This window comes from Variovorax sp. 22077 (genome assembly GCF_052044195.1).
In the GTDB taxonomy this organism is placed as follows: domain Bacteria; phylum Pseudomonadota; class Gammaproteobacteria; order Burkholderiales; family Burkholderiaceae_C; genus Variovorax; species Variovorax atrisoli.
The window spans coordinates 47,520-59,181 of the sequence record NZ_JBQEQC010000007.1; the positions used below are offsets into that span (position 1 = coordinate 47,520).

General features: G+C 67.9%; 12 protein-coding genes. 3 read left to right on the forward strand and 9 right to left on the reverse strand.

Annotated features, from left to right (window positions below; genetic code table 11):
• Nucleotides 1-5 precede the first annotated feature (5 nt).
• From ACTJLF_RS11985 to ACTJLF_RS11995, 3 genes are all read right to left on the reverse strand, one after another.
• On the reverse strand, nt 6-770 hold the full coding sequence (locus ACTJLF_RS11985) for an SDR family NAD(P)-dependent oxidoreductase (RefSeq protein WP_440883146.1): 765 nt from the start codon (nt 768-770) through the stop codon (nt 6-8).
• 45 nt (nt 771-815) lie between these two features.
• Nucleotides 816-1,049: a hypothetical protein gene (locus ACTJLF_RS11990; RefSeq protein WP_019654344.1), complete on the reverse strand. Its 234-nt coding sequence runs from the start codon at nt 1,047-1,049 to the stop codon at nt 816-818.
• A 339-nt stretch (nt 1,050-1,388) separates the two neighbouring features.
• On the reverse strand, nt 1,389-1,880 hold the full coding sequence (locus ACTJLF_RS11995) for a hemerythrin domain-containing protein (RefSeq protein WP_126182712.1): 492 nt from the start codon (nt 1,878-1,880) through the stop codon (nt 1,389-1,391).
• 284 nt (nt 1,881-2,164) lie between these two features.
• Here ACTJLF_RS11995 and clsB point away from each other — a divergent pair, with 284 nt between their 5' ends.
• Nucleotides 2,165-3,406, forward strand: coding sequence for a cardiolipin synthase ClsB (gene clsB / locus ACTJLF_RS12000; RefSeq protein ID WP_440883147.1), 1,242 nt, complete (start codon nt 2,165-2,167; stop codon nt 3,404-3,406).
• Here the strand turns inward: clsB and ACTJLF_RS12005 are convergent.
• The 6 genes from ACTJLF_RS12005 to fusA all read right to left on the reverse strand — a co-directional run bounded on the left by ACTJLF_RS12005 (nt 3,399) and on the right by fusA (nt 9,074).
• A complete protein-coding gene (locus ACTJLF_RS12005) occupies nt 3,399-4,271 on the reverse strand; it encodes a glucose 1-dehydrogenase (protein WP_019654342.1) in 873 nt (290 codons plus the stop codon). The two genes, clsB and ACTJLF_RS12005, sit on opposite strands and share 8 nt — an antisense overlap.
• 56 nt (nt 4,272-4,327) lie before the next feature.
• On the reverse strand, nt 4,328-4,966 hold the full coding sequence (locus tag ACTJLF_RS12010) for an isochorismatase family cysteine hydrolase (RefSeq protein WP_440883148.1): 639 nt from the start codon (nt 4,964-4,966) through the stop codon (nt 4,328-4,330).
• A 228-nt stretch (nt 4,967-5,194) separates the two neighbouring features.
• The gene (locus tag ACTJLF_RS12015; RefSeq protein ID WP_354406526.1) at nt 5,195-5,698 is read right to left on the reverse strand and encodes a DUF421 domain-containing protein; all 504 of its coding nucleotides are present in this window, start codon (nt 5,696-5,698) and stop codon (nt 5,195-5,197) included.
• A 12-nt stretch (nt 5,699-5,710) separates the two neighbouring features.
• A complete protein-coding gene (locus ACTJLF_RS12020; protein WP_132752382.1) occupies nt 5,711-6,277 on the reverse strand; it encodes a DUF421 domain-containing protein in 567 nt (188 codons plus the stop codon).
• 106 nt (nt 6,278-6,383) lie between these two features.
• Nucleotides 6,384-6,722, reverse strand: a complete 339-nt coding sequence (locus ACTJLF_RS12025) for a hypothetical protein (protein WP_126182716.1) — start codon at nt 6,720-6,722, stop codon at nt 6,384-6,386.
• A gap of 288 nt (nt 6,723-7,010) precedes the next feature.
• Entirely contained in the window at nt 7,011-9,074 is a 2,064-nt protein-coding gene (gene fusA / locus ACTJLF_RS12030; RefSeq protein WP_440883149.1) for an elongation factor G, read from the reverse strand.
• Between the two features lie 375 nt (nt 9,075-9,449).
• Between fusA and ACTJLF_RS12035 the strand changes: the two genes are divergently transcribed.
• Together ACTJLF_RS12035 and ACTJLF_RS12040 are read left to right on the forward strand one after the other, a co-directional pair.
• On the forward strand, nt 9,450-11,021 hold the full coding sequence (locus ACTJLF_RS12035; RefSeq protein WP_440883237.1) for a TerC family protein: 1,572 nt from the start codon (nt 9,450-9,452) through the stop codon (nt 11,019-11,021).
• Nucleotides 11,022-11,058: 37 nt separating this feature from the next.
• Nucleotides 11,059-11,661: a flavin reductase family protein gene (locus ACTJLF_RS12040; protein ID WP_440883150.1), complete on the forward strand. Its 603-nt coding sequence runs from the start codon at nt 11,059-11,061 to the stop codon at nt 11,659-11,661.
• Nucleotide 11,662: the final 1 nt, after the last annotated feature.

The following is an 11,662-nucleotide window of genomic DNA, read 5'->3' on the forward strand; positions in this document are numbered from 1 at the left end:
CTTCCTCAGCCCATGTCGGGCTGTCCGTTGGATGCCATCAGCCCGCCGTCGACCGGCATCGCGACGCCCGAGACGAAGCTCGCGTCGTCGCTCGCCAGGAAGGCGACCACGGCCGCGATCTCCGAAGGGTCGGCGCCGCGCCCCAGCGGAATGCGCTCGGCGAACTTCGCCATCAGCGCGCCGTCGCTCTTCATGTCCTCGGTCATGGGGGTGAAGGTGAGACTCGGGCACACGGCATTCACGCGCACGCCGTCCTTGCCGTGGTCGAGCGCGAGGGCCTTGGTGAAATTGACGATCGCGCCCTTCGACGCGTTGTAGAAGCCCATCGCCCAGTCGCCGCCCAGGCCCGAGACCGAGGCGGTGTTGACGATGCAGCCCTTGCTGCGCACCAGGTGCGGCATGGCTGCGCGGCAGCCATGGAACACGCCGCCGGCGTTGACCGCCATGATCCGGTTCCAGTCTTCCAGCGGCGGCTGGGTGACCGTGCCCTCGACCGCGATGCCGGCGTTGTTGAAGAGCACGTGCAGCGCACCGAAGCGCTCGATGGTCGCATCCACCAGCGCCTGCACCTGTTCGAAGCTGGAGACGTCGGCCACCTTCACCAGCGTGCGCTCCTTCGGCAGGTCGCGCGCGACGCGGTCGAGCTTGTCGAGGGTGTCGCCCGCGAGCACCACGCTCGCGCCCTCCTGTGAAAAGCGGCGGGCGGTCGCTTCGCCGATGCCGCTGCCTGCGCCGGTCACGATGACGACGCGGTCCTTGAAACGTTGCATAACGATCCTCTCGGTGATGGGGTCGGGTTGATGACGGGGTGCCGTCTATTTCGGCGGTGCGGCTGGTGCCGTCGCCGGAGATGTCTGCGCGCCGCCCTGCACCTGCGCGGCCGGCGGCGAGGCCTCGTGCGAGGGCCCTTCGCCACGCTTGTCCGCGGCATAGAAATAGAGCAGGGCGCCGAGCATCACGACGATGGCCAGCGTCACGCTGAACACGAACACCCGCTGGTTGTCGCGTCGGTCGCTCCTGGCCTGCTGTCTTCTCGCTGTGTCGGTCATGGGATGTTCCTTTCCTGCGGCGCGGACTTATCCGTCCACAAGGGACAAGCTAGGACGGCGTTGCGGCTCGCGTGTCGGACATCGGCTTGGACGCCTGTCGAGAAGACTCTCCCGGGTACGGCAACACGAGGCGGGGTCGTTCATCCAAGCTGCAGCTCGCACTGCTCAAGGAGGTGTGATGAGGTTGGGGGGAGAGCAGGCGGGGGGTGTCTGGCCGAGCGAGCGGCCTCGCGGCGAGCTGCGGCGGGTGCCGCACTGAAACGGGCGCCACAGGACAGGAAGGGCAGCCGCCAGCCCAGCGCTGACGGCTGCCCCGGAGGAAGATGCGAAAGCCTGGCCTCAGGCCATCGCTTCCATCTCCGCCATGAGCTCTTCCTTGCGCTGCGCCAGCTGCTCGCGCATGGCGACCAGGTCGAGGCCGCGGGCCGCGCGGGCCTTCACGAAGATCTCGTTGCGCTCTTCCTTCACGTGGTGGTCGATGTACTCGCCCAGAACCTTCACCTTGGCGTCGAACTTCTCATCGACCTCGGTGGCGTCCTGGATCTGCGCGATGAGCTCCTTGGCGCTGGCGTGTTCCACCTCGGCCTCGTCGAGCAGGTCCACCTCCTTGATGGCCTCGCGCAGCGCCGGATAGAAGATCTCTTCTTCCAGCTGCGTATGCACCTGCAGTTCCATGCAGATCTGCATCGCGAGGTCGCGCTTCTTCTCGGTTGCGCTCGCGGCGCGGGAGTGGGCGAGTTCGTCGTAGGCGGTGAAGAGCTTCTTCACATTCTTGTGGTCGGTATCCAGAAGGCTGCAGGCATCGGGGGTGGCGCGACGGGTCGTTGGCATCGTGGGCTCCATGGTTTGGGTTGAGGAATGAAAAACAGGCAATCAACTAAGAACTTGAGTCCAGAAGATGGAACTCGCCTTGCCTTCGTTGCGTAGGAAAGCGGCGTACGCGGCTGGCGGCGTATTTCCGCTCGCGCAACAAACGGCAACAGGAGGCTGCGACTCCAGGCGCGGACTCGACGGCCTTCGCAGGCGCTATCCCACCCCGACGCGGTGAACGACCCGACACGGGTACGGTCGGCGCGCAGTAGCCTGGGTCGACGATGCACAGAACAACGAGAGCAATGCACAGAGCACGCAGCGAAGACGGCGGCTGGACGCACGGCAACGCGGGCCGCCTGCTGGAGAACGGCGACGAGTTCTTCCCGTGCGTCCTCGACGCCATTGCCGGTGCAGGGCGGCTGGTGCTGCTGGAGACCTTCATCCTCGAAGACGACAAGGTGGGCCGCGCGCTGTCCGGCGCGCTGCGCGGGTGCGCAGCCCGAGGCGTTCGCACTGTGCTCACCATCGACGGCTTCGGCTCGCCGCGGCTGTCGGAGGGCTTTCTGGAGCGGCTTTCGCAAGCGGGTGTGGAGGTGCGCATCTTCGACCCGGGCCGCGCGCTCTTCGGCCAGCAGCTCAACTTGCTTAGGCGCATGCACCGCAAGCTCGTGGTGGTCGACGACACGGTGGCCTTCGTGGGCGGCATCAACTTCTGCGCCGACCAGCTGCTGGATTACGGCGAGCTGGCCAAGCAGGACTACGCGGTGGAACTGCACGGGCCCGTCGTCGGGCGCATCCGCAGCTTCATGCAGCACACGGCAGGCGAAAGCCCCGAGCCGGCCTCCGCGATGTCGCAGCCGTCGCCACCCGCCGGCGATGCCGACATCCTCTTCGCCAGAAGGGACAACAAGGCCTCGCCCGACAGCATCGAGAAGATCTACCGCCAGGCCATCCGCACCGCGCGCGTGCGCATCGTCATCGCCAATGCGTACTTCTTTCCCGGCTATCGCCTGTTCCGCGACCTGTGTCGCGCAGCGGGCCGCGGCGTGGAGGTGAAGCTGCTGCTGCAGGGCATGCCCGACATGAGATCGGTGCGCTTCGCGACCCGGCTGCTCTACGGCCATCTGCTGGCAGCCGGCGTGCAGGTGCACGAGTACTGCGCCCGCCCGCTGCATGGAAAGATCGCCATCGTCGACGACACATGGAGCACCGTGGGCTCCAGCAACCTCGATCCGCTGAGCCTCACGCTCAACATGGAGGCCAATGTGGTGGTGGTCAGCCGTTGGTTCAACGCTCAGGTCGCCGAGCGGCTCGACGCACTTTCGCCCCAATGCCGGGTCGTGCGGAGCGACCAGCTGCGCATGTGGAACAGCTGGCCGCAACTGGGCAGCTTCGTGGTCTTTCACGTTCTGCGCTGGGTATCGCGCATCGGCACTTGGCTGCCGAGACGGCGGCAGAAGCTGGAGGTGCGGCGCGCGGCCGGCGGCAGCACCCGCGCAGATGCCGATGCAGGCGCGCGCCGGCGCGCCGGGCCCCTCAGATGAAAGGCACGCCCCCGGTCACCGGAATGGTGGCGCCCGAGATGTAGCTGGCCTCGTCGGAGGCGAGCAGCACGTACACCGCCTGCAGTTCCGCGGGCTGGCCGGGCCGCTTCATCGGCGTCTGCATGCCGAATTCCTTCACCTTTTCTGGCGGCAGGGTCGAGGGGATCAGCGGCGTCCAGAACGGCCCCGGCGCCACGCAGTTCACGCGGATGCCCTTCTCGGCCAGCAGCTGCGCCATGCCGCCGGACATGTTCTGGATCGCGCCCTTGGTCGCGGCGTAGGCCACCAGCGTGGCATTGGGCTTGTCGGCGTTGACCGATGCGGTGCTGATGATGGCGCTGCCCGGCTTCATGCACGCCGCCGCTGCCTTGCTGAGGAAGAAGTTGGCGTAGACGTTGGTGCGGAAGGTGCGGTCGAACTCCTCGGGCGTGATCTCGCAGAGGTCCTTGTGGGCCATCTGGAAGGCCGCGTTGTTCACCAGGATGTCGAGCTTGCCGAAGCGCTCCATGGCCGTGTCCACGAGCTTCCTGCAGTGCGGTTCGTCGCGGATGTCGCCCGGCACGGCGACGCAGGTGCGGCCCTCTTTCTCGATGAGCTCCGCGGTGCGGCGCGCGTCCGACTCCTCCTCGGCAAGGTAGGAGATCAGCACGTCCGCCCCTTCGCGTGCGAAGGCCAGCGCCACGGCGCGGCCGATGCCGCTGTCGCCTCCGGTGATGATCGCGGCCTTTCCGATGAGCTTGCCGGAGCCGACATAGGACGACTCGCCGAAGTCCGGCGGCGGATCCATCCGCGATTCGAGCCCGGGCGGGGTCTGGCGGGGCGTGTCGAAGGGTGGTTGCGGTGCGGCTTGCATGGGGTGTGTCATGGGTTTCTCCAAACGGAAGTGGGAACGAAAAGGAAACAGAAAAAGAAATGGAGGAGCTATCGCTTGCGCGATCGCGCGGCCGGCAGGCGGATGCGCGGGCCGGAGGTGGTCGCGATGCCGAACACCGTCTCGCACTGCTCCAGCAGCATCGCGTGGCGCCTGGCCGTCTGCGTGGCGGTGCAGTCTCTGGGAAGCACCACCTCGAAGCCGTGCATGCGCGCGTCGGTGGCCGTGCTCATCACGCACTGGTCGCTGGCCACGCCGGTCACGATGAGGCGGCGCGCCTTCAGAACGCCCAGCAGCTGTTCGAGCGGCGTGGCGACGAAGGCGGACTGCTGCGGCTTCAGCACGAAGTAGTCGTCGTGGTCCGGCGCGAGGCTGGCCGTGATGTCCGCGCCGGGGCCGCCGCTCTGCATCGAGAGGCCGACCAGCGCATTGAAGTCGGAGCGCCAGCGGCCGCGGTTGTCGTTGACGTAGATCGCCGGCACGCCGCGTGCCTTGCAGCGTCGCTTCAGCGCCACGATGGAAGGAGCGATGGCCACGGCTGCGGGCAGCAGCTTCTCGGCGTCGGGAAAGTCCCAGCTGCTGATCATGTCGATGATGAGCAGGGCGGTCTCGCCATTGGCCGCTTCGACGGCCAGGGCGTCGTTCGAAGGGGAAGAGGACCCGGTACGGGGCCGGCGCGGTGTTGCCATGTCGAAAAGAAGGAAGGCACCCGCTCAACCCCTGCCGGACTCGCGACGGGTCTTCATTTCAAGGCTTCGGGCCGGGTCGGAGGTGGGGCTGCTGCTCATGGGCTTTCCTCGGAGTGATGGATGTCATTCCAGGGCCCGAGTGTTCGCAGCTGAAGCCCGCGCGAACGAGGCCATCGCCGTTGCCGTGGGTCGGTGCTGTCTTACGTGCGTGGCGCGAGCCACACTGAATCAGGAGCGTCGCTTGACGATGCTCAGCTTGCCGTCGCGCTCCAGCACCGCGCATTCGACTTCGTCGAGCGACACGCCGCCGCCCTGCTGGCGCAGCGCCTCGTCGATGTCCTTGCGCGAGACCAGCGCGTGATGCATGGCTTTCTCGTCGAGCCTGCCATCGCGCACCAGCGTGATCTTGTGGCCGTTGACCAGATCCTCGAAGCCCTGCCACCGCCTGCTCGCGAGCGCGACGAGCCGGTGCGTGGCCACCAGCGCCGCACCGGCCGCCATGGTGCTCCAGAAGGGCGAAGCGCCGACCACCGCGCGGCTGAGCACCGCGCCCAGCAACACGGTGATGCAGATGTCGAACGGGCTCTGCTGGCCGAAGGAGCGCCGTCCCGATGCGCGGATCATCGCCAGCGCGAAGAAGAAGACGACCAGCGCCCGCGCGGCCATCTGCCACGGGGTGAGCGCGGAGCCCTCGCCGAAGAGCCAGTCGAAGAACTGCATCGCCTTCGTCATTGCGTCATTGCGTCATTGGGCCGGAGGCCTGGGAGCCTCGGGCGGCTGGTGACGATCCTCGTCTTCGCTGCCGCCGTCGTTCTGCTTCTTGATGCTGCTCTTCTTCTTGAAAACGCTCAGCGTTCCATCGCTCTCAAGCCGGGCGACGCGCACCTCCGAGAAATCCGCCACGCCTTGCTCACGTAGTTTGCCGCGCAGTTCGTCCGTGGTGATCATCTCGCGCCGAAGCGCGCGCCGGTTCAGCCGGCCGCCGCGGATGAGCACCTCCGGCTGCGGCTCGAGGAAGCGGGCGACCGGCTCGAAGCGATAGCTGAGCCAGTCGAGCGCGAAGTTCCAGCCCACCAGCGTCGCCAGCAGCACGAGGCCGTCGTCGATCGACTTGTACTCGCCCTGCATCGCATTGCTGGAAGCGTCGGCCACCAGCACCACGAAGAGCAGGTCGGCCACGCCCATCGAGCCGATGTCGCGCCGCAGCACGAAGCGGAACACCAGCAGCAGGAACCAGTACACGACCGTGCCCCGCACCACCATGTGCCACACGGGAAACTCGCGCGCGAAAAGTTCGGCGACTTCGCTCATGTCGTCTGCCTGTCCTCTTTCTGCTGTGAGTCGGTTCAGGCTTCAACATAGGTTCGGGTGGAGTCGGGCCTTGTCGGCAGCGGTGGCTGCGGGCTGTAGGTGGCGACTACCCGGGTTGAGCCATGGGGTGTTCGTCGACGACGCGCTCGGCGAGGCCGGCCCGCAGCCTTTGCAACGTCGCGTCTGCCGCTCCCAGGCACCTCTGCAGCTCCTCGTTGACCACTCGCACCAGCGCTCCGAGTTCGGTGCGGGTCGGGTAGACCTCATCGGTTTCGCTCGTTCGCTGGGGAGCGATGAGCTTTTCAAGGCACGCGAATGCGCGTTGCACTGCCAGGAGGCCATCGATGTCGTCGCAGGCCTGCAGCGCGAGCGATTCGACGCTTGCGGCTTCGGAAGATGGGGGGAATGAAGAGACGGGCGCTGACGCGCGGGCAGATGCAGCCATCAAAGGCCTCCAGTGGTTTCGGCTTGTTGACACCGCTGCGCTCAACGCCAATTGAGGGCGGCGGCTCGACGAGTTGGCGTACCGGGAAACCACTTGCATGAAACCGGCCGGGCTCGCGCCCGCACGTCGAGCCGCCAAAACTGGAGGCACGAACGACGAAGCCGCAGACCCTGCGCGGTGACTGCGGCTTTGCGTCGCAGTGATTTCAGCGGGACGCCAATCCCGATCACGCCCTTGTTCGACGTGACGGGGCGCAGTATAGCCACCCGCCGCGGCCTCACTGGCGCTTCACTGATCGTCTTCCCGCCCCCGGTATTGCCCCATCAGCACCTGCTGCACGTTCGGCGGCACGGCCTCGTAGTGCGACAGTGCGATCGTGTAGCGGCCCTGTCCGCTCGTCATCGCATTGAGCCGCGACTGGTAGCTCGCCAGCTCGGCCATGGGCACCTGTCCGCGCACGGCAGCCGCGCCGGCTCCGAGGGCCGACGTGCCGGTGACCAGTCCGCGCCGCGACGAAAGGTCGCTCGTCAGGTCGCCCACCGCATGTTCGGGCGCCACGATCTCGATCTGTACGATCGGCTCCAGCACCACCGGCCTGGCTTCGCGGATCGCGGCCATGAAGGCCTTTCGGCCTGCGGTGGCGAAGGCGATGTCCTTGCTGTCCACGCTGTGGTGCTTGCCGTCGTAGACCACCACGCGCACGTCGACGACCGGGTAGCCTGCGATGGCGCCGCACGAGAGCACCTCGCGCACGCCTTTCTCGACGGCGGGAATGAACTGGCCCGGAATCGCGCCGCCCCTGACTTCGTCGGCGAACTGGAAGCCGTCGCCGCGAGAGAGCGGCTCCACGCGCAGGAAGACTTCGCCGAACTGGCCTGCGCCGCCGGTCTGCTTTTTGTGGCGGTGATGGCCCTCGGCCGGCGCGGTCACGGTCTCGCGGTAGGCGATGCGCGGCGGGCGCGTCTGCACCTCGAAGCGATACACCTCGCGAAGGCGTTCGAGCACGGTGCGCAGGTGCAGTTCGCCCAGGCCGTAGAGCACGGTCTCGTTGGTCGCCGCCACATGCTCGATGCGCAGGCAGGGGTCTTCGGCCGCGAGCTTGCCGAGGATCTCCCATGCGCGCTGCTCGTCGCCATGCCGCTTGGGCTCCACGGCCAGCCCGTGCACGGGCACGGGAAACGCCAGCGGCGCGAGGTGCACGTGGCTGTCTTCGGCCGCGTCGTGCAGCACGTCGTCGAACTGGAGCTCTTCCACCTTCGCCACGGCCACGATGTCGCCCGGCACGGCCCTCGGCACCTCGACATGGTCCTTGCCCTGGAGCATGAAAAGGTGCCCTACCTTGAAGGGCTTGCGGCCGTCGCCGATGTAGAGCTGGCTGTCGCTCGCGACGGTGCCCTGGTGCACGCGCATGATGCCGAGCTTGCCGACGTAGGGATCGCTCGTCACCTTGAAGACGTGCGCCAGCACGTGCATCGACGGGTCTGGCTTGGCATGCATCGGCCTTGCATCCTCGCCTTCGCCCAGCAGGAAGTCCGGCGGATTGGCCTCGCTCGGGTCGGGCAGCAGCTTGACGATGATGTCGAGCATCTCCGCCGCCCCCGCGCCGCTGCGCGCCGAGACGAAGCACACGGGAATCAGGTGGCCTTCGCGCAGCGCCTGTTCGAGCGGCGCATGCAGCTCGGCGGCGTCCACGTCGCCGTCGTTCAGGTAGCGCTCGACGAAGGCCGCGTCGACCTCGACGACCTGTTCGACCAGCGCGCGATGCGCCGCATCGACTGCGCCGATGTCGGACTCGCCCTCGCGGTTGAAGAAGCAGTCGATCACGCGCGTGCCGCCCGAAGCGGGCAGGTTCAGCGGCAGGCATTCGCGGCCGAAGGTGTCCTGGATCTGCGCGAGCAGGCCGGCGAGGTCGGCGGCGGGGTCGTCGATCCTGTTGACGACCACGAGGCGCGCGAGGTGGCGCGATGCGGCGTAGTCCATCATGCGCAGCGCCATCGGCTCGATGCCGGCGGCGGCGTTGATGACGATGGCGGCGGTTTCCACGGCCTCCAGCGCGGGCAGGCTCTGGCCCAGGAAGTCGGCGCCGCCGGGCGTGTCGATCAGGTGGATGCGGGTGCCGCCGTGCGCCATGTGCATTAGCGTCGCATTGAGCGAATGCTGCATTCGCTTCTCGATCGGGTCGTGGTCGCTGACGGTGGTGCCGCGCTCCACGCTGCCGCGTGCCCCGATGGCGCCCGCCTCGTGCAGCAGGGCCTCTGCAAGGGAGGTCTTGCCGGACGCGGAGGCGCCGACGAGCGCCAGGGTTCGCACCGCTTCCATTTCGGCCGCGAGGCCGTTCGATCGGCTTGGCATGCGTGGCTCCTTCACGCCCGCAAGACAGGCCCGGCGGCCCGCTCGGGGCTCGGGTGCTGCGCGCGGACGCCGGGTCAGCCTAAGGTATTGACCGTACCGATGCAAGCGGAAATGGCAGGGTCGCGAGGAGGGCCTTCGCTAAACTGCGCGGGTGAACTCCTCTTCCGAGCCTCCCAGTAGGCCGCTGGCATGCGCCAGCACCGCCTTCGCTTCAACCCTCATCTCTTCCCCGCAAAGCGGCGCCGCGGCTGACATCCACGCGGCCTTCTTGCGCTCTCCGCCTCCCCAGTCGCCTCCCGAGCCGCCCCTTTGCGGCATGGGCCGCGACATGTTGCGCTGCAGCGGTGTGCGTGCTTCTTCCTTGCTCCCATCATGATCGAACTGCTCTCCGACCCGGCCGTCTGGCTCGGTCTCCTGACGCTGGTCGTCCTGGAGATCGTGCTGGGCATCGACAACCTCGTCTTCATCGCGATCCTCGCGGAGAAGCTGCCGCCAAGCCAGCGCGACAAGGCCAGGCTCATCGGCCTGAGCCTCGCGCTCATCATGCGGCTGGCGCTGCTGTCCATCGTCTCGTGGCTGGTGACGCTGACCACGCCGCTGTTCCACGTGTGGGGGCACGGCTTTTCGGGCCGCGACCTGATCCTGCTGGGGGGCGGTCTGTTCCTGCTCTTCAAGGCCACGTCGGAGCTGCACGAGCGGCTCGAAGGCGTGGCGGCGCACACGGCCACCGGTCCGGTGGCCTACGCGAGCTTCTCGCTGGTGGTGTCGCAGATCGTCGTGCTCGATGCGGTGTTCTCGCTCGATGCGGTCATCACCGCGGTGGGCATGGTCGACCACCTGCCGGTGATGATGGCGGCGGTCGTCATCTCCATCGGCATCATGCTGTGGGCCTCGAAGCCGCTCACCCGTTTCGTCAACGCGCATCCCACGGTGGTGATGCTGTGCCTGAGCTTCCTGCTGATGATCGGCCTGAGCCTCGTGGCCGAGGGCATGGGCTTCCACATTCCGAAGGGCTACCTGTACGGCGCCATCGGCTTCTCCGTGATGATCGAGGCGCTGAACCAGTGGGCGCGGCGCAATGCGCTCAAGCACGAGGCGCGCAGGCCGCTGCGCGAGCGCACGGCCGAGTCGGTGCTGCGGCTGCTCGGCGGCAGGGTGCGCGGCGAGCCCGTGCCCGTCGGTGCGGGCGCGTCCGACGCGACGCCAGAGGCGCAGGAAGAACCGGCCTTCGCGATCGAGGAGCGCAACATGGTGAGCGGGGTGCTCTCGCTGGCCGAGCGCACCGTGCGTTCGGTGATGACGCCGCGCGCCGATGTCTCGTGGGTGAACCTCGACGACGACCCGGTGGCGGTGCGCGAGCAGCTGCTCGACACGCCGCACGGCATCTTCCCCGTGTGCCGGGGCTCGCTCGACGAGGTGGTGGGCGTGGCGCGCGCCAAGGACCTGCTGGGCCAGCTGCTGCGCAACGGCCGGATCGACGAGAGCGCCGGCCTGCGCGCGCCCATCTACGTGCCGGAGTCGACCACCGCGATCCGCCTCATCGACACGCTGCGCGGCGCGCGCGGCCAGCTCGCGCTGGTCAGCGACGAGCACGGCACGCTCAGCGGCGTGGTGACGCCCATCGACGTGCTGGAGGCCATCGCCGGCGAGTTTCCCGACGAGGACGAGACGCTGGAGATCCTGCAGACCGCGCCCGATGCATGGACCGTCTCCGGCAGCGCCGACCTGCATCTGCTGGAGCAGGCGCTGCAGACCCATGGCCTCGTCAGCGATGACGACAGCTACACATCGGTCGCGGGCCTGCTGCTGGAGCGCTTCGGCGGGCTGCCTGCGCGCGATGCCCGCTGGACGCACGACGGGTACGATTTCGTGGTGACCGACGTCGATGCGCAGCGCATCCGCACGGTCGCCGTCCGCCGGGTGCCGGTGGAAGAGCCTGAGACCTGACCCACGTCCTGATCCACGTCCTGATGCATCGCCCGCCATGAACGCCATCACCCATCGCCAACCCGTCGCACTGAACAAGGCCTACCGCCTGCTGAACCACGGTCCCACGGTGCTCGTGAGCGCCGCGCACGGCGGCCGGCGCAACATCATGGCGGCAGCCTGGGCCATGCCGCTGGACTTCGATCCGCCCAAGGTGGCGGTGGTGCTCGACAAGAGCACCTGGACGCGCGAACTGCTCGAAGGCGCAGGCAGCTTCGCGCTGCAGGTGCCGGTGCGCGCGCAGCTCGACCTGACGGAGACGCTGGGCAACACGTCGGGCCGCGAGATCGCCGATCAGCCGGGGCAGGACAAGTTCGCCGCCTACGGCCTCTCGACCTTCGCGGGCACCGCCATCGGCGCGCCGCTGCTCGAAGGCTGCGCCGCGTGGCTCGAATGCAGGCTGCTGCCGGAGCCGGCCATCCAGCAGCGCTACGACCTGTTCCTCGGCGAGGTGATCGCCGCGCAGGCCGACGAGCGGGTGTTCTCCAACGGGCGCTGGCACTTCGACGGACACGACGAGCTGCGCACGCTGCACCACGTGGCGGGCGGGCACTTCATCGTCGATGGCGAAGCGGTCGACGCGCGGATGCTGCCCCGCTAGA